This is a genomic window from Fictibacillus sp. 5RED26 (assembly GCF_015903895.1).
Lineage (GTDB): Bacteria > Bacillota > Bacilli > Bacillales > Fictibacillaceae > Fictibacillus > Fictibacillus phosphorivorans.
The window spans coordinates 1-24,192 of the sequence record NZ_JACZDU010000015.1 but is presented as its reverse complement, the minus strand read 5'-3'; the positions used below and the strand labels follow the sequence as shown (position 1 = coordinate 24,192).

The following is a 24,192-nucleotide window of genomic DNA, read 5'->3' as shown; positions in this document are numbered from 1 at the left end:
AAGTGCAGAAATCCAGTTTCTTTAATAGTGTAAATGGAGATAGAAGGTACAAAGCTGAAGATTACGCTAACTACTTCAGCAAATTCATCACAAATGGTGTCTTTCCTAACGTAGCCTTTAATCTTCAAGTAGTCACTGACGGTACTGATATGAACGTGAAATTAAAAGCAGGTGCAGCTTGGATTAATGGTTATATGTATCAAAACACTTTAGATCTAGTAATACCTATTGATGTGGCTGATGGACTTTTAAATCGGATTGACAGAATTGTGATCCAGTTAAACTTTGCAGAACGGTTAATACAAGCAGTAGTAAAAAAGGGCGAGTTTGCTTCTACCCCTGTAGCTATACCTTTGCAAAGGGATGCAGACATTTACGAACTTGGAATTGCTGATGTTTTGGTTTCCCAAGGTGTTACTTCTATCCTGCAGTCAGCTATTACTGATCTAAGATTGAATAATACTTTTTGTGGGTTAGTTAACAGCTTACTTCAAGCAGACACAACTGCAATTTTCAATCAATACCAATCATGGTTTGAGCAAACAAGCGAAGATCATGAACAAGAATTTCAGACTTGGTTTGAAAGTGTTAAAGGACAACTGAGTGGTGATGTTGCCGGAAACTTAGCAAATCGAATTACAGAGGTCGAAACCGATCTAGGAGTAGTTACGAGTCGGGTTACAGAAGCAGAAACTGATCTTACACAAATTAGTGAAGACCTTATTGCACATAAGGCGGATGGTGTGTCACACATAACCGGACAAGAACGGACAGACTGGAACGCCAAAGAAACGCCGGACGGAGCAAGAAAGAAAGTTGAACAGACTGACTTTAAAGTCTATAAGTCCGGAAAAGATGCAAACGGCATTTTTACCACGATTGAATACAGACGCCAGGATGATACTTTAGCAGTTAAATCAGTTCTAAGTGGTGGAACATCACCACTCTACACAACGCGAACCTTAACTTATTATGGTTTAAATGGAACTACAGTAGAGAAAACAAGACCAAGAACACTTACCTATGATGCAGATGGCATTTTGATAAGTGAGGTGTGATTATGATTGATTTAAGAGATCATGGTGGGAGTTTTGGAGGTAGTAAATATCGTAAAGGTTACAATTTTCTACCTCATGAATTAGGCATAACGGTTGTTCCAGTCCAGGACTTATTGGTTTACTCAACAGATATGCGTATTGATGGGATGGTCATGGATACCGACGGAACACTGTGGACGTGCGGATACAGCACATCATCAGGCGCACGATATTTATACAAAAGTATATGGGATGGATCTATAAACTATCTAAGTTATAAACAAGTTTTGAGTGTTGGTGGGTTGAACTCATCGGCTTATCCTAATCAACTTTTTATTATTCCCGGCCAGCCATATATTTATATGAATGATGGAACATTTAAAAGGTATAACAAGGACACTGGAACCCTTATAAATTCCTTTTCTCGATATCTTGCAACTGTAACTTTATCTAGGGATGGGAAATATATTTTTGCATATGACGATTCAACACAAATACTTTACAAATTAAATCCTGATTTGAGCATTGTAGCCCAAATGACAACTGTATCCAGATGGAATAACGATTATTCGTTTGTAGCAGGAAGGTACTTTGTTATGTTTAATCATGCATCCCTAGAGGGTGGTGTATCACCATATAAAACAGTACTTTATGATATGGAAACAATGAATGGACCAATATGGAAATTAGGACAGAATCAAAACGAGGGTGTATCAAGTAGCCCAATGACAAATATCATCATTGGCTCATATCTTTACAAAATTAGAGGACAGTACATTCATAAGTATAGATTAAGTGATATGAACAAAGAGCAATCTGTAAGGGTTTTAACAGACTCCTATAGTAATTTAACAGGAATGTATGACTATAATTCAGATTATTTAGGTGTCTTCTATCAAGGAGGGTCAAACAGCCCACGTGTACTACGTTTATTAAAAAAATCTGATTTATTAACTTTTGTAGATCTTCCATATGGGCTAAAGCTAGATTATAACATTAATGTACTTCAATGGAATGAAACTACTAACGAATATATTTACTCCAACTCTGAAGGAGCGTGGAAAGTAAAACGCGCAAAAGCTGGATTTACCATTCAATAAAGGAGGTATGTGCAATGATTTTAATCAAACTCGGAATAGTAACTAGTGGGATTGCCCCAGTAATAGTAGAATGCAACGAGCCTGAAACAATACCAAGAGAAGATTTACTAAATTGGATTGAGATTGAAGAGATTCCTGAACCAGTTTTACAAGCTGGAAAAACACCGAATCTTTACTATAATCTCGAAACCGGACAACTTTTTTATGAGTATTCTGACCGTCAGTTAAGTCCAGAAGAGAGAATTCAGCAATTGGAAGCAGAACTTACAGTTTCCAAAGAAGATAATGTATCAAATATGTTGGCCATAACAGAACTTTATGAACTAATCCTAGGAGGTACCGCCTAATGGTGATCGTAAATATTTATTATAAGCTCATTAAAGCCGGAGCAAAGACCATTGAACAGGTGCCAGAGATCCACAGAGCAGAGGTTCAGGAGTTATTAGACAATGAAGCTGCTACACAAAATTAGAATGATCGTTTACCTTCTCTGGAAGGAGGTGGACAAGGATATGGTAACTGTATACGTGACTTTAATCGTACGAGGGTATAAAACATATAGCCAAGTACCAGTAACACTACAACCGCAAGTAAAATCTGAACTTGAAGCTCTTGAGCTTGGAGAATTAGCACAATAACGCCAATGAGGGCGTATTTTTTATGCCTTCATAATGCGGTTTTGGATCATGATGCGAAACTAACACCTTTTATAAGGTGTATTTTTTATGCAAAAAACTATAGGAAGAACGGTGAATTATGTACGAGAAACTTTTTCAAATTGGCGTTCCTACACTGGCTATTATCGGTCAGTACTTATTTGGCGAGTGGCCACCGCCACCAACCCTTTTACTACTTATTGTAACGTCCTGTATGGATTACGCAACAGGCATGGCAGCTGCAGCATATGAAGGGCAACTAAAAAGCAAAGTCGGATTCAAAGGGATTGGAAGAAAAGTAGCTATATACGCTGTAATTGTTGTAGCTCACTTCCTAGATGTGTACTTAATTCATTTTGGCATGGAATCTAAAGCTATGATCATGAACGCGGCGATCCTTTTCTATTTCCTAAATGAACTTCTCAGCATCACCGAGAACGTTGGAAGAATGGGCGTACCGATACCTGACCCTGTAAGAAATGCAATTGTTGTTTTAAGAGGTAAGGACGAAAAGAAAACAGTTTAATCATTAAGACATCCTGCACTCCAGGATGTCTTTTTCATTTTAACAATAAAAAACGGGAGTTGAGCCACTATGAGTTATTCATTTGAGAAATTACAACAGTTAGTTGATATGCGCGGAAAACTACCGCACAAAGGTAAGTATGTTGATCTTGGTGTGAATTCAAAGACTGTAAGGGTGTGGCATCACAGTTTAACAAAATCAAGCTTAGCCGGATCTACTGCAGAAGCATTTGCACGTTTTCATGTAGGTACAAACGGCTGGCCAGGAATCGGTTATCATTTTGTAATCGAGCCACAGAACCTTATAAAAGGTCCAGATGGAAGGACAAGAGCAAAGATTATATGGTGTCATAATCCAGGTGTTAAGTCTTATCATGTTGGAGATAGCAATAAATCAGCAATAGGAATTTGTGTTTCTGGTGACTATCGTACGGAAGAATTGTCTGAAGCTACTTTATTATCAATCTCTGAATTACATGCTGCACTAGTAAGAGATGGAATAGGAAAGGATGATAAAGCGCATAATCAAATGCCAGGTTACTCCTGGAAACCTTGTTGCCAATTTGACTACAAGGCAGCATTCTTTTATAACAAACCTTTAAACGTATCGAAACCTTCTCCACTTCCAGATACTTATACCATTCAGGAAGGAGATACATTATGGGCAATCGCGAATGAATTAAAGGATCTAACTTTAGAGGATTTGATTGCTGCTAATCCTGGCATTAAACCACAGGAGTTAGAAGTAGGACAAATTATTAAACTAGGAAAATCGAAGAACATCTACACAAGGCCTCCAGCAACTCCAAAGAAGCCACAAAATGAATATAAATATCCTATGCCTACAGTTACTATAGGAAAAGGGAAATTAAATCCAAAACAAGAGATCCTGAAACTTCAAAAAGCTCTTAATGCAGCAAACTTTAAATGTGGTGCTGAAGATGGTATATGGGGTCCAAAAACTCAGGATGCACTCACAAGATTCCAGAAGGTATATACTCCACAAGAAATAGATAGTATTTTTGGACCGAATACAAGAACAAAACTACAAGCAGTTTTAAAATCAAAAGGATATTAATAAAAAGCCTACCTCTTTATGAGGTAGGCTTTTTATATTTCTATCCATTCACCATAATCTTGAAGAAGGGTTTTATTACAGTGTTCGCAATTAAATCGTTCAACTTTTAATTCAACCTTATTTATATTTTTACAAAGGTTACATTCAATTGTCTTTACTTTAATTCGCGATTTTAAAAATAATATGCTGATTCCTACAAGTATCATTGGTATTCCTAATATAGCTCCTATAATGGTTAGGCTAATTAAAAACCCTCCCAATATAAGAAACGCGCCAGTTGTAGTTAAAAGGTGTCGTTTAGGCTGTCGTTGAGACTTATATTTTCCCTCTTTAAACATGCATGCACCCCTATAATTATTTTAAATTAAGGAAGCAAAGACTCGGTGATTTTTCGCCTGCCTTTGTTATGTTGTGATACACCAATTATACCCTATTTAACCATCTTTTGTTTTATATTTGTTATGCATGTTTTCATAGGCATGTTTCTGCTTCTGTTCAAAGTCGTAAACCTGTTGCCAGTGATAAGGACAATAATATCCAACCTCCTTATCCGGATCTTGCCAATCGTAAACTGGTGCCACTCGATCAATGCCCTTTCCGACTTCCTCCATACAAAAGCTACAGTAATAACCTTTTTCACGAATAACCTTTATTTCACTCATTTTCAGGGGGTTACTATACCCTTCAACTCCTTTCTATCGTTGCATACAGAGCAATTTCAGAAGCCGTTTTTCTCTATTCCTTATTAGGTTACACACTTATTATAAATCAGTTGCAGGATTAATAAAAAAAGTCCAAAATACTTTAATATAAATATCAGTGATATAACGATAGGAGGAAGTGTTGTGTCAAACGATACAAACGATAAACAAATCATCATGAATCCTTCAGATGTCAGTACATTACTTGATATAAAGGAATAAACATTGAGGAAATACGTTGGTATTTTAAAAAATGCCGGTTACCACTTTGATGAAAATAAAGGACAAAGATGGTATCGAAATGAAGATGTTATAGTTCTAAAAAGATTCATCGAAGTTAAAAATAACCGTGACATGACACTAGAACAGTCCGCGAATGCTGTAATGACGTGGTTTGAACAGTCTGATATGTCACCTCGTGACATGGATAAACGAAAGGATAATACGCGTTATAACAATGATATAAAAGAGTTGCAGGAACAAATCGATAATCAAAATGAATTATTATCAAAACAAACAGAGTTAATTAAGACATTGATTCATAAGATGGACGAGCAACAAAAATTCTTGGATACTCGAATAGAAGAACGTGATCAAAAACTCATAGAAGTTATTCGTTTAAATCAGGCTGCAAATGAAGAGGTTTTACAATTAGCTGCAGCTCAAGAAGAGAAGGAAACAAAGAAAGGATTTCTGGCCAAGTTATTTGGAAAGTAAAAAGCAGCCATTATGGCTGTTTTTTTAATTGTTCTTTTGGTTGTAATTTATAATCCTCTCAACAACATTCTGCATCTTACCCTTGCTGTATTCGTCTATAAAATCGCAATAAAGAATTTGTATAACACGTTCTAAAGTGTAGTCGTGATCGGGATAGACCTTTGATAAATCACTTAAAATATATTCACCTCTAAGAGCATCCTTTCTAGCCATGCTATAAGAGAATTCAGCGATGTAATCAGATTCATCATCCAGTGTATCAATGATACGTTCATCTTCATGCTCTGATATAACGATCGTCCCATCCTTGAGTCGTAACATGTTATAAATGCTTTGAGGATCATTGTTTTTTCGAATAAAGTATAGAAAGTCGTGATATAGAATATCAATCAGCTGCACATGCCGAAAACGTTCACCTTGTACTTCGCTTACATCATCACAAAAGCAACGAGCACGTATATACATATGACCAGGTACAGGGATCTTTAGTGTGACTCGTGAAGTTGGAGAGTACAGCCAACCATCAAGCATTTTATTAAGGAATCCCTTTGCTTCACTCATTGGTTTTAACAGACTTAGCTCTTCTCCAATTAGGTTGAGATTACTGTAGGCGCGCAATAAGATCACTCGCTTTCTCTGTGGAGTATTTCGGTAAAAATACGATGCGCAGCCTGCCGTATACTCGTGTCCCATTCAATAGAATACTGGATTAATAGATCATAATATTCTTTCTCTAATTTTGCTTCAGCATGCTTAGCACTAGTCTTATAAGTTACTGCAGGATAATCATACGATCGGATTAAATACTTCTTAATTAGTTCCCCAGCAAGGGGAGTCGGCCATGTATTACGAGCATGAGCCATTCTTTTTAGTTGAATACGCTGATCAAGAGTAAGGGGAATCTTCACTGGATACTTCTTATCACTCCTGGTCTTGCGTGGTTTATCGTTCAATTTAACATTATCCTTACCTTTATCATTAAGCATAGGGTTAAAGTACTCCATGAACATCGTCCTTTCAACAACATCAGTTTTATCTCAGCGATATAACGTCATTTAGTTATTAATCTATTGCGACAAGAGCCAACCTAGAACGTATAAATTTGCTCAAAAGTGTACATAATGCTACCAAACTATAGATTGAAGGGATGGAGAAACACATGGCTAGAAGAAATCTCTTAAAAGAAGCCGGACTAACTAAAAAGGATTTAGCAGGATTTGTGAAGCAATCGAAGAAGGGGTCAGGGAAAATTCTAGGGGTTACGATTTCAAAGAAGAAGAAATAATATAATTTCACGTACCGTATGTATTACATAAAATAATAAATAACACAGTAAAACGTATACATTAAATTCGACATGCAAAAAATGCAAAAGACCTCAATAATCCCTTTATACTGGGGTAATATGAGGTCTTTTTAAAAAGTTTATTTAAGGTTTTCGTTTTCCTTTTTTAATCGCTCTATCTGTTCAATTAGCTGCACCAGATCTTTTCTGCTGACAGTAATTGTAGGATGTTCATCCGAGAACATATCTAGTTCTTCTTTTAATCGCTCTAAATGTTTTTCCAACTTAATCTCTCCTTTTGTCGGTCAATCAACGAAATATGCATTAAAACAAATCATTCCGCCAATTCGAAAACCATTGTTCAGCACGTTCTTGAGCCTCTTTTAACGATTGGCATTTTTTGAAAGTGGCGACTCTTGCAGGTCTAATAAGATAATCTTTAACTCCGTCGGTTTTCCTCGTCCTTATAGCCAAGTGTAAACGCCATTCGTTAGGTTTAGGTTCGGGATTAGATAATATGAGTCGAATAGAGTAACCGACATCTGCAACGGTTCCAGGTTCAAAACGCGAATCAGACATATACCAAGGAATGCTCACAGTCTTTTTCCTCCTTTACTGCACATAATGCTTCTTATTCGTCATCTGGCGGCAGTAAATCATCGTAGATTGAGAAGTCCAGCTCTTCATCTGACTGATCTACGTCTTTCTCAGTTTTTACTTCGAGTTCACTTTCACTCTTAGGTACTGAGTGTATAAGAGGCATGGTTCCAGTGCCGATTATTGTTTGAGCGAATGCAGCAAGTGCTCGTTCAACATGCGGACTATTTAATTGCTTACGCTGATCCTCAGTAACTTCTAAGGGAAGAGTTACTTTCACCTGCTTAAGTTCTTCCTGCATCTTGTCCTTCAAGCCATTAATAAGCGCACTGGCGAGGAACTTATTCCTGGAGACCTCGCGTTCTTGATTAATAAACGCGAGGACATCATGAGTTATATCTACAGGTAACTTTATGGTTATGTTGTTACCTGCAGCTAATTTTTTCACTGATTTTGGCACAAGTTCCACCCCTTATGCTGTTGGTATTGCTTCTTCAATATTCAAACCTTTTTTCTTAGCCTGTAAAATCAGCATCTTATAGTAGGCTTTTACAATACTATGAATGCTCTCATCGCTTTCTAGAAAATGCATTTCATACTTGTTTCGAGCTTCATTTTCTTTTTCGAGATAATCTTGGATAAGGATAGCTGTTCCACCAACGTTGTATACAGCATGCATCCTCCCTACACGATTCCAAGTTCTTTCGATTTCATCGTATTGTTCTTTCGCAAGGATTTGAAAATGGCTCTCAACAATACTTTTTATGGACTGCGCACTCCCAGTGGACCAAATGTAATTTCGCTCCTTATCATCCTCATGAGTTATACATTCCACTAATTCTCTTCTGGATTTAAACGCTTTTGTACGAAACTCTCGATTTACATCTTCAATAATGTCATCTAAATAATTTCCTACACCAAGCAAGGAGCCATTTGAATAATCATTATCAATTTTCCCATTCTTTATAACGGCTTTATCGGTTGTATTCCCACCCATATCGTTTATAAGAATTGTTTTCTTCATTAGATCTAAGTTAGCCGGCTTAAACTGATCATCCATTGTCATATTAATCATGGCTGCATATCCTTCAACATTTACAAAAACTTCTTCGAATTCTATTTTGACCATGCGACCACCATACTTAGGAGTCTTTTCAAAAACTACCTCATGAGTTGCATCAATTAACTTTTCTCTGAACGCTTTTCTTTGGCCTTCAATTTTAGCTTCATCTACAGGTAATCCAGTACTCAGAACGTATTTAACGTTCACGATTTTATCCTTTAGATTATTCTTTGCCGCATCGATCGCAAGAGCAGTAAGCATCAAGATGATAGTTTGGTCGTTTTCACTCTTAAATGCATTAGATCGGATATGTTCATTGTCTGTTCTTTTAGCAGCAAGATTTCCGACCGCATAAGTCCCAGAAGTTTTCAAAGCACTTGATGTAATCTTCACATGCAGCTCATCTAAAGGATCGTTTGTGTCATCGACCGTCTTTCTCTCCTGCAATTTGGATACAACGTTCGGAATAATGAGAGGCTTAGCTTTGATATCACCAAAAATCGCTTTTAAAGAATCATTACCAGCATCGATAGCAGCTGTTCTAATCATGAAAAACACTCTCCTCAGAAATGGTTTTATTTACCTTGATTTAATAGTACACCAAAAGGTACACCTTTAGCAAGATAAAAGTACACCAAAAGGTACACCTTTTATTTTGTTCCTGAAGAGAACCAAATTGTATCACTGACATGCTACTGATCTACCTCTCCCTTATCCTCTCTTTTAAGCTATTTCTCGAAATATCTCAGCGACAGAAAGACACTAAGACATAACGATAGCTTAATAGGAGTGGGGGAGAGGTGTTGCAAGTGTGGCTCTATTATGAAAATAGGAAACTAAGCCCCAGTATTTACCCAATCATAGCCTACAGGGCGTTTAGGGACGGTCTTCTGACGTTCTAGAGTGTTATTACGTAAACGTTCACGATATTCTTTTTGAAGTTTAAGAGTCTCTGGATCTGTACATAATGCTTGTGTATGTAAATCATTCATTACTCTGTTTATGTATGAAGAATAATGCGTAATCTTTTTAGGATTATCTTTTAGCTTTAAAGAGACATATTTAACAATTTTGGCGAAATCGTTATTTATAGTAATTTCTTGTTTAAAAGATGAAGGTAAAGATATGGTAGAGTTTTTTTCTCCTTCTTCAACCTTAGGGAGACAAGGAGTTTGAACGTTTTCTTGTCCGCAATCTTGTTCGCAATCTTGAGGCAAAACAAACTTCAAATTTAACAAATTAGCCCATTGTTCAAAATAAGGGTGAGCCATAAAAAGGGTGATAGTTCCTCTACGACCATTTCCATTTTTTGCACGAAAATTAAGTATGTAAATTACACCAGCATCTTTAAGAAACTTCCAAACGTTTTGAACTGTTTTTGGATGAACACCATATGATTTAGCAAGTGCTTCTGCAGATGCAAATGAGAAACCTTTTTCAGCAGCAAGAAAAGCCCATCGATCAATAGTCTTTCTTGTCTCTTTGCTGAGACGATACCATTTATCTGGGTCATTCTTTTCATAAGCATTTTTAACAATATCAACTAGTTTAAGCTTCATAGCTTGTTGTTCTTTTTTGGAGTTTGTATAGTTTTTAGTGTTGCTCATCTTCACGTATTCATCACTGGTAACAATACGTGAATGGTTTTTAGGCATGAGAAGCTTGTCCACTTGTTGTGGATCGAATGGAATAAGTGATTTTCGGGGTACATTTGCAGAATTTAATGAATTATCATTTGCAATCATACGTGCAGAATTAATAGACATAAAAAATAGTCCTCCTGTTATTCAGAAAGACAACAAATAGCTAGCAAAATTTGCATATTAAAAATACACCAAAACTCTTGAATTCAAACAAAAGAGTAGTGTATAATTAAGACAAATTTAATCATTCGTCCAAAATGATTTGCCTGCCCGATGGTTCCCGCCATCGGGTGTTGTCTTTTCTATAGATTTTTTTCGATTATGTACGACTCAATTCGTTAAAATTATATGATTCTTGGTACCAGTATAATTCAAGATATACACGAATTGCAACTGAATTATTTGAAATTAAGAAGCGATAGATCCTAAACGATCTATCGCTTTTTTGTTGTTTATGTATGATGTTCGACATTTTTTTACGAACGTATGTTCTAAAACGTTGGTTTTTGTGTTAAGATTAGACCACATCAACCGACATAAATAAATATATCTTTAACGTCGATTTTTCTAGCAATGCCTTGTTCTTTGGCAATTTCATTTAACGTATCAAGAACAGAGGTTAGAGTAGCAAGATTGACACTCTTACTTTTATTAGCAACCATATCGTAAATTGTATTAGCCCTCATTTGTGATTTCACAGCGAGGTGATACTGAGTGACATTTAACTCTTCTAAGGTATTTCCAAGTGTAAAATGGATTTTTATCATAATACTTCCCCCACTGGCGATTATTAGGTTCATTATACTATAAATGTTTAGTGTTTTTTAGTTTTATGTTTACAAATACTGACACTAAATGTTATATTATCTTTAATAGTTAAGCGTAATAAGATTAGTCGGTGAGGTGGAACTGTTGGAAACAGTAAAAACCATGAAAGAACTCATGGAAAGGATTCATGAAGATCAAAAAAAGAGAGGAATTGTTGATCTTAGAATTGCCGAGTTACTCAATCTTACTGCTGGGGCCGTATCACAATACTACTCTGGAACCAGTGAAATTTTTTATCCTAATTTTGTTAAGCTTGTAGATTTTATATACTCTGAAAAAAATGAATTTGAAATCAGAAATAAAATGCTAAGCTCATTTTGCCGACTCACAAAAAGAAAACAAAATCTAAGAACAGCTCTGGAGTATTCAGATCGACAAGGTAACTACGATCTTTTAGGAGAACTTGTTGAAAATGAAAAAAAATCCATTAACGGAGCAAATCGAGAAACTGCTCGTGTTTATGATTTGATATATAATCGTGAAACCAAACAAGTAAAAGGCAAGAAGCTTCTAGATGACTTAAATCAACTTTTGTTGAAGAAGAACATTAAGTCTTTAGAGATGGAAATCTTAACGAAAATCATTAACATGTATGCTATCTACGATATGCAAGAATATGACGGCATGTTTAAGGTGACAGATGATCTCAATAAAGCAGTCGGAGACATTAAAAACGATTTCATTAGAGAAGCATTTCAATATAGAGTGGATGAAATATATGCATACTCTTTTCTGTACAGTAATAAACCACAAGAGGCTAGAGAAGTCGTACAGAAAATGCTGAAAGCTGAAAAGAAATCGTGGGGAGCCACTTTTTGTTCGCAAGCTGCTTATTATGTTATCGGTCAAAGTTATATTTTCGAAAGTGCTGATAAAAGCATTAAGTATCTAAATGCAGCAATCTCTGAGATAAATAAATATCCATTTGGATCCACACATCCCTTTCAAGAAAAAAAGAAAAACATTCAAAACACTCTAGATTTTGTAAAAATCTTTTGGGATAGAAATCTAGAGACATTAAATCCAGAACATAAAGCTGAACAAGCCTTTTTATACTACAAAAGAGGAAATGTAGACGAGGCTGATAAATTGATAGAAGAAATAAAAAATAAAGAAGGCATCTTAACACCATTCCAACTCTATCTTTCCGCGTGTATTAAGAATGATGGAGATCTAATGATTGAGTCCTGGAGAGCATACGAGAAAAAAGGAGATAAGTTCTACGCTAACTTACCTATGATGAAACTCGGGATGCTAAATCCCAAAATAAACTAAAATAATCCATAAATAAATAAATTTAGCAAAATTTGTTGACTAGAAACTCGCCTATGCTACAATAAGGGTACAAAATTCTTATTTTATGTTTCGAAATGAAGAGTTTTGTAGATTCTTGTATGAGGGGGAAAAGAATGAAAAAGTTCTTTTTACCAGTAATGATCACAGCCGTAATTTTAGGAGGTTTCGGGTTTATTAGCTCTAAGACCCCTGTTGTTAAAACGGCAATTAATAGCGACCCAGGCGGAGGCGGACTAAAGTTCCGAAAAACTGAAGTTGCTTATGATCCAGGTGGTGGAGGCTTAAAAACCTTGAAACCAGCTGAACCAAACTATAATATCCAATCCGACCCAGGTGGCGGAGGATTGTAGGATATATGATGACATCACTGATTACAGTGGTGTCATTATGCATTTTTAGAGTTATTTAGTCTTTTTTAAAAATGAAAAACGCTAAACATTAGAGGGGGCTTTTATAAATGGAGATGACAGTTGAGGCGGTTTTAAAGAAAATGGTACAAGTTATTAATAGATTAACCTCAGAAGGTAGAGAGCAAATCGAGATGGCTGAGGTTTATGACGTACTTTTGAAAGAACATTCCATAACAAAAGAATTACATGAACATCTAGTATCAGAGAGCAAACAAAAATTAATTGCTTAAATAGAAAAAAAGCTCTGACTATCCAGAGCTTTTTGCATTTTATAATTGAATAATTTACTTATTAACACTTTGTTTTAAAAATATTTCTATAATATCTGCTAATTGATCAATTTTATCTTCTGGTATAGGTTCCCCTTGAAAAGTTAACTTAGGCGCATTTCTAATCGCTTCTACATATCCTCTTGCATCAGTTATCTTATCTTTATTTGGTGTCTCATCATCTGTATGTCCTAATATAAAATCCGTAGATGTTTCAAAAATATCAGCTAATAAATTTAATCTTTGTGCTTTTGGAGATCTATAACCTAATTCGTAATTTGTATAAGTTGATCTACCACAACCTAATCTTTTAATAATTGCATCTACTTTTAATTTCCTCTTTTTTCTCAAATAAGCTAACCTATTACCTTCAAACGGTCTATTTTTCTCATTAATACTTGTCTCCATCATTTCCACCTCCATAAATATCTCTACTAAAATGTGTTAACAAGTTGTGATTTTGTCTATAGTCAATGTAATCTGACAGATTACAATTTTCATTATGCAACATTTTTGTCTCAAAAAGCAACACTTTTGATTGAACAAATAGCAAAAAAGTACTACAAAATTTTCAAAAAATTTGTTGTTTTGTATTCTAATAGAATATATAATTGCCTTAGGATAATGTTTCAATTTGCAACATTAGGAGGTTTTATGTCTCAAATTCGAAGAGATTGGTTAAAGAAAAAACGGATGAAAAAGGAACTTACACAAGCCGAGGTAGCTTTATATGCCAATATTACAAGACCACATTACGCTGCAATTGAATCTGGTAAGAAGACACCAAGCTTAAAAACAGCTATAAAGATATCAACCCTTCTAGAGTTTGAACCCAAGAGATTAATTTTGTAATAAGTATATGCAAAATGAAACATTTTTATTAACTAGAAAAGTTACTCATTACGGGTACATTTAAAATAGGAGGGAAAAACTTGAATGCTACAAAAGGATTAGTTCAGAGTCAAAATAGGGCAATAAACCTACATAATGCTTCTAATGTGGAAATTGTAGATAATCGCCCACAATGGATGAAAGAAGAGGATGATCTTTATTTCTGCTTAAAGAACTGCAAAGTAGCTAAGTTTTGTACCTCCTATTGGGGAATTGATTGTGTCAATAAAGGCGGAAAGAAAAAACCTAAGTTTAACGAAGATAAAGAGCTGCTTTTTTTTACAAATTAGTTACACGTTTTGTGTAACTATATTGATTATATGTACACTATTTGAGAGGGTGAAGTGATGGAATTAAGAAGGCAATGCATAATTCACGAATTAAGTATTAAGGGGATTGAAACCTGTACTCGCGGTAAGAAATTACTTAGAACCATGACGCTTTCAGAATTAGAAACAGAGTATTCGCGGTACAAAGATAGAGATTTTATTAATGAAAAAGTAGGTGATGATATTGCTCAACAGAGTAATTTTAGTGGGACGTTTAACCAAGGCACCAGAGTTAAAGTACACCCCTAATGGTATAGCAGTTTGTTCAATAACTCTTGCGGTTAATCGACCCTTCTCTAATCAGCAAGGTGAAAGAGAGGCAGATTTTATCAACTGCGTTATCTGGAGAAAACCTGCCGAGAATGCAGCTAAGTTTTTGAAGAAAGGATCTCTTGCTGGTGTTGATGGAAGACTTCAAACACGAAGCTATGAGAACAATCAAGGCCAACGTGTTTACGTAACGGAAGTTTTGGCTGAATCAGTACAGTTTTTAGAACCTAAAAGCAAGGGCAATACACAAGAGAATCAACATCAACAAAACAACTCATACAACGGTACGTACGATTACAGCGCTGATCCTTTTGCTAGTGACCATCAGGGGACAATAGATGATGATGGATTGCCATTTTAGGAGATGATCATATGAATCGTAAGGAAGCTCGGGAAGAGTTGAAAAAGATTACAAAACAAAAAACAGTAAGTGTCAGCAGATTAAATAAAATACTTATTGTCATTGATATTGATGGATGCGAAAAGCAAAGAGTTGATATGGCCAAGAAAATAAAAAGAATGAAGGAGAAAATGAAATGAATATTCCTTTGATGTTTGAAACGCAAGAATCTTTAAGATCCAGAATCATACAAGAGCATAACCTAGATCCTAACAGCAAAGAATTCAGCGATAATTTAACACTCGCTTTTTATGTAGAAGTCGGTGAGTGCGCTAATGAGTGGAGAGGCTTTAAACAATGGAGTAAAAAGCGAACTCCGGTGACTAAAAAAGTAGAGTTTGCATTTGGAAATCCTGGTGGGGCGTTTGAGATTGTTACAAATCCACTACTTGAAGAATATGTAGATGGTTTTCACTTTCTTTTAGAAAAAGGATTAGAAATCGGACTCTCCACTTTTGAACCTACAATTGTGAAAGTAAATAATCCTGGAACAATGTTCAGAGAAACATATACCCTCATTGCTCAGTTAGAAAAAGCTAAAAACTATCATATTAAGTCATTTTACTACGGAGTGCTTTTTAACCATTATCTCGCGCTTGGAAAGTCGTTAGGATTTACCACTAAAGAAATAGAAAGTGCCTATTTTGAAAAGAACAAAGTGAACTTCCAACGTCAGGAGGATGGATATTAATGGACAAGCTTAATGAATTAAAACGAGTACGATCTAGATTGGTTGTAGCCTCCCAAAAAGCTAAGAAGTCCAAAACAAAAGAGCAGCTGAAGAAAAAGTATTTCTTTGTAAATGAGTTGATAGGGTATATCGCATTCTTTGAAGAACCTGCCAACATTGCTGTTAATAGGGTCCAGATGAATCCACCTTACACTAAAAAAGCATTACATAAGCTTTTGTCATGATTCAAAAAACAGCAGCATTGACTTCGCGAGATTGGGGGATTAGCAACCTCAACCCAATGAGGAGGGCGTTTGGACCTGGACCTTCTAACAAAACGTGTAGATCATGCTGCTACTTTACTAATCGAAACCGAATACCCTCATGCCATTTAACAACAGAGACTGAGATCCCACACCAAGGCAAATGGAAATCATGTCAGAAATACAAGACTAAATCTTATATCAGTAAGGAGATTTAAAGATGGATAGGAGATATAAAGCCACTTGCATCGATGATGGAGGAACTATCAACTTAGAAGTCGGAGATCATTGCTACATCACTGATCCAAAGAAAAACCATGTTTATTGCTACCGTTCAGACAGTAATAAAAAATCACACTTTGCGATGCTGCCTTCCCGGTTGTTCCAGATTGCAGAAGAAGTTGTTAATCATCGAGAAACCGATACCGGACAATTAGCATTCTTTTAGGAGATAAGATCATGGAACATTTTTCAGTTAAAATGGCGAGTCATCTGCCAACAGCGAAAACCTTATGTTGTGAGCTTCAAACGATTATTAACAGACTTGAAACAGCCAACAAGTCTTTAGATAGCATCGAATACAATCCACGGTATAACGAACTGATTATTCACCTCACAGAAGAAACCTTTGAAGACAAAGATTTCAGAATTGAATCAATTAAAGATATGGTTCAGTGCTTTGGTCTTATTCGATTAAATCAAAGTGATGCTGTTCATGCCTTTAAATTGCTTCATAAGAATGTAGGACAAGTTTTGTGTAATAGGAAAGATCATAACGCTATTAAAGCCGTTGATCTATCTGCTGGGAACATCACATTTACTTTCGGAAAGAATGAAGTATTCGAAGCAAAAACAGAACCAACAGACACAAACGAAACACTACTTCTAATTGATGGCTCAAATCTATTGTCTAGAGGCTTTTTTGCAACAAGCTTTAAAGGAGACCTTCTACAGAATGATGAGGGACTTTATACAAACGGTGTACATGTATTCATTAAAAAACTTAAAGTGCTCATTCAAAAAACGCGAGCATCTCATGTTTTAGTTGCGTGGGACGTAAGCCGAGATTCTACGTTTAGAAGAAAACTGTATCCAGATTATAAAGGACTAAGAGATGAAACGCGATTTGAACTGAAACAACAATATGAGACCACAGAAGAAATGCTAAGAATGATGAACATCTCTCAATTGAAAATACCAGGATACGAAGCTGATGACATTATCGGGACGGTTGCAGAAACATGGAGAACCAAGAATAAAGGAAGAGTCTTTATCTATTCGAATGATAAAGATCTTCACCAACTGCTTGATGAAGAGAATCAAGTAACGCAAATCATCTATGAAAACAAAGAGGATACATCATTTAACGCTGCATCATTTAAAGCCAAGTATGAAATTGCTCCATCACAGTGGATAGACGTAAAAGCCATTCTTGGCGAAACCGGAAAATCGAGTGATAACATTCCTGGCATTAAAGGTGTTGGAGAAAAAGCTGTATTTCCATTAATTCAGCAATTCGGCTCACTAGATGGAATATATGAGAACCTAGAAAATTTCGAAAAGCCGTTTCAAAGATACATAGCAAAATTTGAAAGCGATAAAGAAATGGCCACTCTAAGCAAAGAGCTTGTAACAATAATTAAAGACATTCCTGAATTAAACTGCATTGACCTTAACGAATTCAAACTAAATATAAATCAGGTCGGAAAGAAAAAAGCGTTCGAATGGCTCGGATTTAAAAGCCTTTTAAGGACCGCATAAAGAGAGGAAGACCAAAAATGACAAAAGAGGAACTTTATCAGCAGGTAAAAGCCGGGAAAATCAGCATCAATGATGTTCGTGAAAAGTTAGGTCATGAAAGAGTAGAGAATCCACTCATGAACACAACAAAAACCAACCAAGAACTCTTATCAGAGAAAAAGACTAAACGCTTATCTAACTTTTGGGACATTTACACTTGTTACAACAATGATTGCGGAAAAGGATTTGCGGTAGAAGATGATCCAGTAGGAATAGAAGTTAATAGCTGTCCCTTCTGCAAATCAGAACATTTTGAGTACAGTCATTCAGAACAATGGAATAGAAAAAATGTGAAACAAGAGAATAAGGTTTGATATGAAATCAGAGCGAGAGTATGCAGTATATAAAGGCGAAAGTTTACTTGCAATGGGCACTTCTGAAGAGTGTGCTGTCGAATTAAAAGTTACGAAGGAATATATTGAGTGGTTAACTACACCAACAGCCAAGAGAAGATTGGCTTCAAGAAAAAATCCAGAAAATTGTACTGTTGGTTTTAGGTTGGATGAAGATGACGAATAAAAATTTTAATGAATATGTAGTGTACCACAGGAATTTTATACATAAGAAAGGTAAAATGCCTGATATTGAATACGTATACTTTGTTGGAAGCTTATATGACTACAGTTTTACCAAAAACATAATAGAAGCAGAACGAATATTTGATATTAAAGAAGCAAAAGAGATTGCCGACTTACTCGGACTAGATGTAGGGAAAATTTCAGTAGTAAGGGTTTGAATACGTTATATCTTATTCGAAACATTATGCGAAGGAGTGAAATGAATGGAATATAAATATGAAAATGTTGAATCTGTTGAAGTGAAGGAAACTTTTAAAGCCCATAAACATGATGATGGTTATGAGATAACGGAAACAATAGAAATCCCTGTTGGCGCGAAAGGTGTTATTGCATCAATGGGTTGTAGTAGCATTGATAATTTTGAGAATCATTATGACGTTGAACTTAGAATTGACCAAAAAGAAATTGAAGTGTGTGTGTCAGAAAAGAATATGGAGAAGTTCTTTGAATTAAGGTACTGAACTTTCCGTTAAGGAACAGACATAAAATGCGTAACAAATAAAAGGAGGAATTGAGTTATGAAAAAATTAGAAGTGGCTGAAGAAAAAGGGCTACAAGATGTGCTGGTTTTCCAAATAAGTGATGATGAATCTGTAGCAGCTTATTCGTTGGAAGAAGCAAAATCATGGTACATGAATGAATACGGAATAAGCGAAGATGAACTATACAGTGATGATGATATTGAAATTGTGCCAATGGATAAGAAAGTCAGAAGAGGCGAAGATGAAGAAGGGTTGATCTCTGTTCAAGAAATTGTGAACACTTATTGGGAAGGAACACCGTTTATAGCTACTACAACATTGTGCTAATGAACATTTCGTTAATGCTTAGCAATATATTTTTTGAACATTAAAGTTGCGTTTTGTGTACACTTATCCACAGTGCATTGTGGAAACCGTGGATAAGTGTATTCCTTTTGTGTAGTACCTATTGAAAGGGGATTTTTTATGACAGTTGTAACTGACCAAAAAGGAGTAGAAAAAGAAGTAGCTAAGGAACTCAAGAGGTACAGAGCTCTTCAAGTGTCTCAATTAAATAGGATTGAACAAGAAAATGAGGGTATGATTGATTCACTGTTTACCTCTTTAGATGGAAGTAAGGTAAAAGAGAATGATTTAAAAGCAAAACAAATTGCACGAGCTTTAGAAAACGCATTAGATGAAACAGAACGATATATTATTGAAAATAAGTTCCTTAAGGGAATTAATATAAAGGATATAACCCTGTATACGGATATGGGGCTCAATAAAGACCAATATTATATTATTAAACGGTCAGCAATTAATCAGATCGCCACAGCACTCAGAATTATATGAGTGCTTTTTTAGATAAAAACATGGATAAAAGAGGGGACAAATTAGGGGAGAAATACAGGGATAAAATCGGGGACTATTATTTTTTGAATAATTTGTACGCTATTCCTAGGAGTTATTTACTCCTGGGAGAAGCGTTTAAAATTATAAACTTCCTTATCAAATACTGAACGCTCTCGATCCATTGAGGGTACATTTTGTATCTTAGCACTTTGTTGCGTAGGTGGAAGGCGAGGCGAGGAGGTAAAAGCACTCCCATTGTTTTTACAATGTAACTGAACAATGAATGATTTCATTGTTGAATTACTTGTAAAATCAGTCAAAAATAAAAACTTACTATTGATAAGTAAACATAATGCCCATTTGAGGAACCACAATTTTATACGAAACCCCAAAATCAGCTGAATTCGTTCAAATAGGCTGATTTTTGTTTTGGGAAATAATCGAAAATGATATGAGTTTTAGGAAATGTTCAATCTCTCATTTACTTCGATTTTCATCGATTTACTAATTTGTTAGACTGCAGCCATTCAAGTAAACTAGTTGGTTGCAAAATTATTGAGTTTTGGGCAAAACGGTTGCAATGACCAGGTAAGAGCAGAGACATAACAAGAAAGGGGTGATTAAGAATGAAGAATCCAAAACGCTGGATGGAATGTAAAGCAATTATTAAAGACAGACCACATTCTCATTATTGTGATCCTTGTCTGGTGAAGGAGGTGGTGAAGAAACTATGAACCTCGTTCAACCAATCAGAAGTAAAGAATTATTAGATGAAATTAAGCTGTATTTAAAAGAAACAAGTGATCGAAATTACATTCTGTTTTTACTCGGTATTTATACAGGTTTTCGCATCTCGGACATTTTACGTTTACGAGTTAGAGATGTTCAAGGATGGGATATCTTCATAAGAGAGAAGAAGACCAGAAAAGTAAAAGAAGTGAAGATGCCGATTGAACTGAAGAAAGCAATGAGGGAATACGTTAAAGGAAAACCCAATGATGAGTTTCTAATCAAAAGTCGTAATGGAAAGAATCAACCAATCACAAGAGGTATGGCTTATGTGATTTTAAATCAGATTGCAGATGAGTTTGGACTTGAAAGAATCGGAACTCATTCTTTGAGAAAAACATATGGTTATCATCACTATAAGAAGTTCAAAGACGTAGCAGCTACTCAAAAGATGTTGAACCATTCTGATCCAAAAGAGACGATGAGATACATTGGAATTGAGCAAGATAATCTGAATGAACTACAACGTAAAATAGACTGGTAAACACCATTCTTTTTTTATTTGCTGATATTAATTAGCCACAAAAAGATAGTTGTCTAATTGATATTTAGGAGAGGGCATGAAACTATGATGTAACTGACATAATGGGCTTGTAGTGAATTATACACAATATAGGATATAGATAATTCAAACACATATTAAAGGGGCTTAAAAGCCAAATATAAGAGCCTAAATAAGATACAAAAAATGTAGTTCTTACAATCTCATTTGAGGTTGTTTTTTTATTGGAGTGATTGTGTGGAAGTTAGAGAGATTATTAGTTTGATAAAAGCAAATAACCTTATGAAGTTCTATAAGAGTAGAGCGTGGATGAGCTTAAGACTTGAGGCATTGAGAAGAGATAATAACGAATGTCAGAAGTGTAAAGACAAAGGTAAGTATCGAAAAGCTGATTGTGTTCACCACATGAAAGAGGTTAAGGATCATCCAGAACTTGCTTTATCCTTAGATAATCTTAAGAGCTTGTGTAACACATGTCATAACGAAGAACATGATCGGTTAAGTATTTGGGAGTTAAACAAACCAAACGCTAAACCAAAGTTTGTTAATGAGGAGAGATGGTAGCAATGGAGAATGATGTACTTTATCTCGATGCAGTTGCATGGCTTAAGACAGACTATATTCAACTGTACATGTACGTTAGTACCTCAATGATACAAAGACGATTTCGTGTTGGATATACAAGAGCTGCTAAGATCATCGAACGTCTAGAAGAGTCAGGGTATATTTCAGCAGCTAATAAGTTTGGACAAAGACAAGTTCTTGTCTAATGAAAGGAGAAGTTAAGGTGAAGCAAGCTAAGTGTGCATGCTGTGGTGATCGTATGGACCAAGAGCATTCAGAGAACTGGAATTTATATTGCACTAAAGATAAATGCAGAGCAGCATTCATGAAAGAAGCTTTAGGAAAGAAAGGCGGAAAGAAGAATGTTTAAAAAGAAAACGGAAGTAACAGGTGCTTATATTGGTGGAGAGATAAAAAACAAAACGTTTAATCTCAATAGATTTGCGAGTCCAGCTATATTAGTACCGAGAACTCTTAATGCAAATGATTTAGATATTATCATCAAAGAATTAACCATTGTAAAAGAAGAACTGATTCGTGACTCAGAGATGAGTTGCATCATAACTATCGGCGAGGGAGAAACGAAACAAGATATCGATCTCTTTAATTTTTTTCCCGGAAAGTTAAAAGATATTTTCAATCCTAATACCCCCCGGTAAAAAAATTCGGCCATTTTTAGGGAAACCTTTCAACGGGGATGGGAGAGCGAAAAAAATAAATTTTGAAATTTTTCAAAAGCATAGGGGGTGGTATCGTGGCAAAACTCACTAAAAAAGTGCAAAATGAGAAGATTTTGAAAGAGTCAGAAAGACTGAATGAAATCTTTATTGATTTGGATGAAAACAGAAAAGAAGTAGCAAAAGAAATGATTGAGCGAGTAGCCTTTATGACGATACAATTGCAGATTCTTGAAGAGAAAATAAAAGCAAAAGGTCCTGTTCAAATTTTCAAACAAGGAAAACAAAAGATGGAGATTGAGAGTCCGGCTCAGAAAACATATAACACCATGATGAATAGGTACACTACAGCATACGATAAACTCTTTTCTCTAATCGATAAACTTCCAGAAGATAATGATGATGAAGACGAAGACGTATAACTTTCATCCTTACATTGATGAATACATGAGGATGGTAGAAAACGAAGAAATACAAGCTTGTGCTGAACAGAAAGCTTTAATGAAATTCCTTCGTTGGAAACTTTCGCAACCAAATGTAATTATCGATGCTGAAGCAATTGAAAAGTCCGTTGATATACCAGCTAAATATTTTCCTTTTAAACTCTATGCATGGCAGCGTTTTTGTAATGCTTTCATTTTTGGAGTCAGATATGATGATGGGCGATTGGTCTTTGATCGTTACCTCATAGAAATTGGTCGCGGTGCCGGAAAGAATGGATACATTGCTTACGATTGTTTCTATATGACAACAGGACATCTTGGAGTTAAAAATTACGATATTGATATTGTGGCCACTTCTGAAAAACAAGCAAAAACGTCATTCAATGATGTATACGAAGTATTAGATTCTTGTTGGTCGAAAATGAAGAAGATTTTCTATCGTTCGAAAGTTATGATTCAACACAAGAAAACAAAGTCCACTCTAGAATTCAATACGTCTAACGCTAGAACAAAAGATGGAAAACGAAGTGGAGCCGTCGTCTTTGATGAAATCCATGAATACGAAGACTATAGCAACATTAAAGTTTTTACGTCTGGTTTAGGGAAGAAGAAAGATCCTAGAGTTTTCTATATCACTACAGACGGATATGTCAGGGGCGGTGTTCTTGATGATTTAAAAGAAGAAGCCAAGATGGTCCTTAATAAAGAACTTCCAGAATCAACATTGTTCCCATTCATATGTAAGCTTGATGAAGAAGTTGAAGTAGACGATATGGACAAATGGGAAAAAGCGAATCCTTCATACCGTTACAATGAAAACCTGCAGCATGAAATGAAAAAAGAATATCATGACATGCAAATCAATAGTGCCTTACGAACAGAGTTTATGACAAAACGAATGAACTTCCCAGTAGAGGATGCACGTAAAGAAGTCGCCACATACGAAGAACGATTAGCGACTGATCAACCATTCCCAGAAGATGTTCAAGGATTGGATGCTATTGGGGCAATTGACTTTGCTCAGATAAGAGACTTTTGCTCTGTCGGTGTATTATTCAAATCAGGTGGAAAACGCTACTGGAAGCAACATACTTTCATGCATCATACAGCCCCAAAACTTCAGGATATAAACAAAGAAATTATAGACTTGGCCATTAAGAAAAAGCTATTAACAGTTGTTCATGAGAAATCAATAGATGCAAGTCATGTTGTAAATTGGTTGCTTGAGATGAATAAAACCTATCGGATCAAAAAAGTATGTATGGATTTATATCGTTCAACGATATTAAAAGAAGCCTTTGAAGAAGCAGGGTTTGAAGTTGAAATCGTGAGAAAAGGTCCGGCCACACATGCTATGTTAGCACCAATGGTTGAAGAGATGTTTGTTAAACGAACAATCGTTTTCAGTGATGATCCTTTAATGAGATGGTACGTAGGTAACGTTTATAAAGATGAAAAAGGCAATGGAAACATTGAATATATGAAAATCGATAAA

General features: G+C 35.6%; 45 protein-coding genes. 34 read left to right on the top strand and 11 right to left on the bottom strand.

Going from position 1 to position 24,192, the window contains the following annotated elements:
* Positions 1–2 precede the first annotated feature (2 nt).
* The 7 genes from IHV10_RS22320 (at position 3) to IHV10_RS22300 (ending at position 4,396) form a co-directional block, all read left to right on the top strand.
* The gene (locus IHV10_RS22320) at positions 3–1,058 is read left to right on the top strand and encodes a hypothetical protein (RefSeq protein ID WP_197134788.1); all 1,056 of its coding nucleotides are present in this window, start codon (positions 3–5) and stop codon (positions 1,056–1,058) included.
* Positions 1,059–1,060: 2 nt separating this feature from the next.
* Positions 1,061–2,137 carry a hypothetical protein gene (locus IHV10_RS22315; RefSeq protein ID WP_197134785.1) on the top strand — a complete coding sequence of 359 codons (1,077 nt, stop codon included), beginning with the start codon at positions 1,061–1,063 and terminating at the stop codon, positions 2,135–2,137.
* 14 nt (positions 2,138–2,151) lie between these two features.
* Positions 2,152–2,484 carry a hypothetical protein gene (locus IHV10_RS22310; protein WP_197134770.1) on the top strand — a complete coding sequence of 111 codons (333 nt, stop codon included), beginning with the start codon at positions 2,152–2,154 and terminating at the stop codon, positions 2,482–2,484.
* Positions 2,484–2,609, top strand: coding sequence for a CD1375 family protein (locus IHV10_RS23010; protein ID WP_255552099.1), 126 nt, complete (start codon positions 2,484–2,486; stop codon positions 2,607–2,609). The genes IHV10_RS22310 and IHV10_RS23010 overlap by 1 nt, the downstream gene beginning before the upstream one ends.
* A 40-nt stretch (positions 2,610–2,649) precedes the next feature.
* A complete protein-coding gene (locus IHV10_RS23005) occupies positions 2,650–2,775 on the top strand; it encodes a CD1375 family protein (protein WP_255552098.1) in 126 nt (41 codons plus the stop codon).
* Between the two features lie 118 nt (positions 2,776–2,893).
* Positions 2,894–3,319 (top strand): phage holin family protein, encoded by a 426-nt coding sequence (locus IHV10_RS22305; protein WP_197134767.1) that lies wholly within the window; start codon positions 2,894–2,896, stop codon positions 3,317–3,319.
* Positions 3,320–3,388: 69 nt separating this feature from the next.
* Complete coding sequence (locus tag IHV10_RS22300; protein ID WP_197134764.1) at positions 3,389–4,396, top strand: LysM peptidoglycan-binding domain-containing protein; 1,008 nt, start codon at positions 3,389–3,391, stop codon at positions 4,394–4,396.
* A 32-nt stretch (positions 4,397–4,428) separates the two neighbouring features.
* On the opposite strand, the gene IHV10_RS22295 is transcribed toward IHV10_RS22300, so the two are convergent.
* Both IHV10_RS22295 and IHV10_RS22290 read right to left on the bottom strand, forming a co-directional pair.
* A complete protein-coding gene (locus IHV10_RS22295; RefSeq protein ID WP_197134754.1) occupies positions 4,429–4,734 on the bottom strand; it encodes a DUF5362 family protein in 306 nt (101 codons plus the stop codon).
* 96 nt (positions 4,735–4,830) lie between these two features.
* Positions 4,831–5,007, bottom strand: a complete 177-nt coding sequence (locus IHV10_RS22290; RefSeq protein WP_197134751.1) for a hypothetical protein — start codon at positions 5,005–5,007, stop codon at positions 4,831–4,833.
* 315 nt (positions 5,008–5,322) lie between these two features.
* Between IHV10_RS22290 and IHV10_RS22285 the strand changes: the two genes are divergently transcribed.
* Positions 5,323–5,814: a hypothetical protein gene (locus IHV10_RS22285; protein WP_197134748.1), complete on the top strand. Its 492-nt coding sequence runs from the start codon at positions 5,323–5,325 to the stop codon at positions 5,812–5,814.
* A gap of 24 nt (positions 5,815–5,838) precedes the next feature.
* On the opposite strand, the gene IHV10_RS22280 is transcribed toward IHV10_RS22285, so the two are convergent.
* On the bottom strand, positions 5,839–6,432 hold the full coding sequence (locus IHV10_RS22280; protein ID WP_197134745.1) for a hypothetical protein: 594 nt from the start codon (positions 6,430–6,432) through the stop codon (positions 5,839–5,841).
* A gap of 5 nt (positions 6,433–6,437) precedes the next feature.
* Entirely contained in the window at positions 6,438–6,818 is a 381-nt protein-coding gene (locus IHV10_RS22275; RefSeq protein ID WP_197134741.1) for a hypothetical protein, read from the bottom strand.
* Between the two features lie 155 nt (positions 6,819–6,973).
* On the opposite strand from IHV10_RS22275, the gene IHV10_RS23000 reads away from it, so the two are divergent.
* Positions 6,974–7,099, top strand: a complete 126-nt coding sequence (locus tag IHV10_RS23000) for a hypothetical protein (RefSeq protein WP_255552097.1) — start codon at positions 6,974–6,976, stop codon at positions 7,097–7,099.
* A gap of 140 nt (positions 7,100–7,239) precedes the next feature.
* Here IHV10_RS23000 and IHV10_RS22270 read toward each other — a convergent pair whose 3' ends face one another.
* The 6 genes from IHV10_RS22270 to IHV10_RS22245 all read right to left on the bottom strand — a co-directional run bounded on the left by IHV10_RS22270 (position 7,240) and on the right by IHV10_RS22245 (position 11,169).
* On the bottom strand, positions 7,240–7,383 hold the full coding sequence (locus IHV10_RS22270; RefSeq protein ID WP_197134738.1) for a hypothetical protein: 144 nt from the start codon (positions 7,381–7,383) through the stop codon (positions 7,240–7,242).
* Between the two features lie 40 nt (positions 7,384–7,423).
* Complete coding sequence (locus tag IHV10_RS22265; RefSeq protein WP_197134735.1) at positions 7,424–7,696, bottom strand: hypothetical protein; 273 nt, start codon at positions 7,694–7,696, stop codon at positions 7,424–7,426.
* 34 nt (positions 7,697–7,730) lie between these two features.
* A complete protein-coding gene (locus IHV10_RS22260) occupies positions 7,731–8,156 on the bottom strand; it encodes a hypothetical protein (RefSeq protein WP_197134732.1) in 426 nt (141 codons plus the stop codon).
* 12 nt (positions 8,157–8,168) lie between these two features.
* Complete coding sequence (locus IHV10_RS22255; protein ID WP_197134729.1) at positions 8,169–9,308, bottom strand: ParM/StbA family protein; 1,140 nt, start codon at positions 9,306–9,308, stop codon at positions 8,169–8,171.
* A gap of 287 nt (positions 9,309–9,595) precedes the next feature.
* Positions 9,596–10,525: a hypothetical protein gene (locus IHV10_RS22250; RefSeq protein WP_197134725.1), complete on the bottom strand. Its 930-nt coding sequence runs from the start codon at positions 10,523–10,525 to the stop codon at positions 9,596–9,598.
* A 404-nt stretch (positions 10,526–10,929) separates the two neighbouring features.
* Positions 10,930–11,169 (bottom strand): hypothetical protein, encoded by a 240-nt coding sequence (locus IHV10_RS22245; RefSeq protein ID WP_197134722.1) that lies wholly within the window; start codon positions 11,167–11,169, stop codon positions 10,930–10,932.
* 145 nt (positions 11,170–11,314) lie between these two features.
* Here IHV10_RS22245 and IHV10_RS22240 point away from each other — a divergent pair, with 145 nt between their 5' ends.
* The 3 genes from IHV10_RS22240 (at position 11,315) to IHV10_RS22230 (ending at position 13,166) form a co-directional block, all read left to right on the top strand.
* Complete coding sequence (locus IHV10_RS22240; RefSeq protein ID WP_197134719.1) at positions 11,315–12,505, top strand: AimR family lysis-lysogeny pheromone receptor; 1,191 nt, start codon at positions 11,315–11,317, stop codon at positions 12,503–12,505.
* A 134-nt stretch (positions 12,506–12,639) separates the two neighbouring features.
* Complete coding sequence (locus IHV10_RS22235) at positions 12,640–12,876, top strand: hypothetical protein (RefSeq protein WP_197134716.1); 237 nt, start codon at positions 12,640–12,642, stop codon at positions 12,874–12,876.
* Positions 12,877–12,983: 107 nt separating this feature from the next.
* Entirely contained in the window at positions 12,984–13,166 is a 183-nt protein-coding gene (locus IHV10_RS22230; protein WP_197134714.1) for a hypothetical protein, read from the top strand.
* A gap of 54 nt (positions 13,167–13,220) precedes the next feature.
* On the opposite strand, the gene IHV10_RS22225 is transcribed toward IHV10_RS22230, so the two are convergent.
* Positions 13,221–13,616 carry a helix-turn-helix domain-containing protein gene (locus tag IHV10_RS22225; RefSeq protein ID WP_197134711.1) on the bottom strand — a complete coding sequence of 132 codons (396 nt, stop codon included), beginning with the start codon at positions 13,614–13,616 and terminating at the stop codon, positions 13,221–13,223.
* A 243-nt stretch (positions 13,617–13,859) separates the two neighbouring features.
* On the opposite strand from IHV10_RS22225, the gene IHV10_RS22220 reads away from it, so the two are divergent.
* The 22 genes from IHV10_RS22220 to IHV10_RS22115 form a co-directional block, all read left to right on the top strand.
* Complete coding sequence (locus IHV10_RS22220) at positions 13,860–14,057, top strand: helix-turn-helix transcriptional regulator (RefSeq protein ID WP_197134708.1); 198 nt, start codon at positions 13,860–13,862, stop codon at positions 14,055–14,057.
* A gap of 80 nt (positions 14,058–14,137) precedes the next feature.
* Positions 14,138–14,386 (top strand): hypothetical protein, encoded by a 249-nt coding sequence (locus IHV10_RS22215; RefSeq protein WP_197134705.1) that lies wholly within the window; start codon positions 14,138–14,140, stop codon positions 14,384–14,386.
* Between the two features lie 57 nt (positions 14,387–14,443).
* A complete protein-coding gene (locus IHV10_RS22210; protein ID WP_197134833.1) occupies positions 14,444–14,674 on the top strand; it encodes a hypothetical protein in 231 nt (76 codons plus the stop codon).
* Complete coding sequence (gene ssb, locus IHV10_RS22205) at positions 14,610–15,056, top strand: single-stranded DNA-binding protein (protein ID WP_197134702.1); 447 nt, start codon at positions 14,610–14,612, stop codon at positions 15,054–15,056. Before IHV10_RS22210 ends, ssb begins: the two co-directional genes overlap by 65 nt.
* A gap of 11 nt (positions 15,057–15,067) precedes the next feature.
* The gene (locus tag IHV10_RS22200) at positions 15,068–15,235 is read left to right on the top strand and encodes a hypothetical protein (RefSeq protein ID WP_197134698.1); all 168 of its coding nucleotides are present in this window, start codon (positions 15,068–15,070) and stop codon (positions 15,233–15,235) included.
* Complete coding sequence (locus IHV10_RS22195; protein ID WP_197134695.1) at positions 15,232–15,786, top strand: dUTP diphosphatase; 555 nt, start codon at positions 15,232–15,234, stop codon at positions 15,784–15,786. The genes IHV10_RS22200 and IHV10_RS22195 overlap by 4 nt, the downstream gene beginning before the upstream one ends.
* Complete coding sequence (locus tag IHV10_RS22190) at positions 15,786–16,010, top strand: hypothetical protein (protein WP_197134692.1); 225 nt, start codon at positions 15,786–15,788, stop codon at positions 16,008–16,010. The genes IHV10_RS22195 and IHV10_RS22190 overlap by 1 nt, the downstream gene beginning before the upstream one ends.
* Positions 16,011–16,248: 238 nt before the next feature.
* Positions 16,249–16,476, top strand: a complete 228-nt coding sequence (locus tag IHV10_RS22185) for a hypothetical protein (protein ID WP_197134689.1) — start codon at positions 16,249–16,251, stop codon at positions 16,474–16,476.
* An 11-nt stretch (positions 16,477–16,487) separates the two neighbouring features.
* Positions 16,488–17,789, top strand: coding sequence for a 5'-3' exonuclease (locus IHV10_RS22180; RefSeq protein WP_197134686.1), 1,302 nt, complete (start codon positions 16,488–16,490; stop codon positions 17,787–17,789).
* Between the two features lie 17 nt (positions 17,790–17,806).
* Positions 17,807–18,142: a hypothetical protein gene (locus IHV10_RS22175; RefSeq protein WP_197134683.1), complete on the top strand. Its 336-nt coding sequence runs from the start codon at positions 17,807–17,809 to the stop codon at positions 18,140–18,142.
* Position 18,143: 1 nt separating this feature from the next.
* Positions 18,144–18,347: a hypothetical protein gene (locus tag IHV10_RS22170; RefSeq protein WP_197134680.1), complete on the top strand. Its 204-nt coding sequence runs from the start codon at positions 18,144–18,146 to the stop codon at positions 18,345–18,347.
* Entirely contained in the window at positions 18,337–18,564 is a 228-nt protein-coding gene (locus IHV10_RS22165) for a hypothetical protein (protein ID WP_197134677.1), read from the top strand. The genes IHV10_RS22170 and IHV10_RS22165 overlap by 11 nt, the downstream gene beginning before the upstream one ends.
* A 45-nt stretch (positions 18,565–18,609) precedes the next feature.
* Positions 18,610–18,867, top strand: coding sequence for a hypothetical protein (locus tag IHV10_RS22160; protein WP_197134674.1), 258 nt, complete (start codon positions 18,610–18,612; stop codon positions 18,865–18,867).
* Between the two features lie 57 nt (positions 18,868–18,924).
* A complete protein-coding gene (locus IHV10_RS22155) occupies positions 18,925–19,215 on the top strand; it encodes a hypothetical protein (RefSeq protein ID WP_197134671.1) in 291 nt (96 codons plus the stop codon).
* A gap of 138 nt (positions 19,216–19,353) precedes the next feature.
* Positions 19,354–19,722: an ArpU family phage packaging/lysis transcriptional regulator gene (locus IHV10_RS22150; RefSeq protein ID WP_197134668.1), complete on the top strand. Its 369-nt coding sequence runs from the start codon at positions 19,354–19,356 to the stop codon at positions 19,720–19,722.
* A 730-nt stretch (positions 19,723–20,452) separates the two neighbouring features.
* Positions 20,453–20,995, top strand: coding sequence for a tyrosine-type recombinase/integrase (locus IHV10_RS22145; RefSeq protein WP_197134665.1), 543 nt, complete (start codon positions 20,453–20,455; stop codon positions 20,993–20,995).
* A 255-nt stretch (positions 20,996–21,250) separates the two neighbouring features.
* On the top strand, positions 21,251–21,577 hold the full coding sequence (locus tag IHV10_RS22140) for an HNH endonuclease (protein ID WP_197134662.1): 327 nt from the start codon (positions 21,251–21,253) through the stop codon (positions 21,575–21,577).
* Positions 21,578–21,579: 2 nt separating this feature from the next.
* Positions 21,580–21,783, top strand: a complete 204-nt coding sequence (locus IHV10_RS22135; RefSeq protein ID WP_231619658.1) for a DNA translocase FtsK — start codon at positions 21,580–21,582, stop codon at positions 21,781–21,783.
* A 17-nt stretch (positions 21,784–21,800) separates the two neighbouring features.
* On the top strand, positions 21,801–21,947 hold the full coding sequence (locus IHV10_RS22130; RefSeq protein WP_197134656.1) for a hypothetical protein: 147 nt from the start codon (positions 21,801–21,803) through the stop codon (positions 21,945–21,947).
* Positions 21,940–22,236 (top strand): hypothetical protein, encoded by a 297-nt coding sequence (locus IHV10_RS22125; RefSeq protein ID WP_197134653.1) that lies wholly within the window; start codon positions 21,940–21,942, stop codon positions 22,234–22,236. Before IHV10_RS22130 ends, IHV10_RS22125 begins: the two co-directional genes overlap by 8 nt.
* Before the next feature lie 95 nt (positions 22,237–22,331).
* On the top strand, positions 22,332–22,676 hold the full coding sequence (locus IHV10_RS22120; protein WP_197134650.1) for a hypothetical protein: 345 nt from the start codon (positions 22,332–22,334) through the stop codon (positions 22,674–22,676).
* A partial coding sequence (locus IHV10_RS22115) for a terminase TerL endonuclease subunit (RefSeq protein WP_370629689.1) occupies positions 22,654–24,192 on the top strand: 1,539 nt, incomplete at its 3' end. The genes IHV10_RS22120 and IHV10_RS22115, both read left to right, overlap by 23 nt.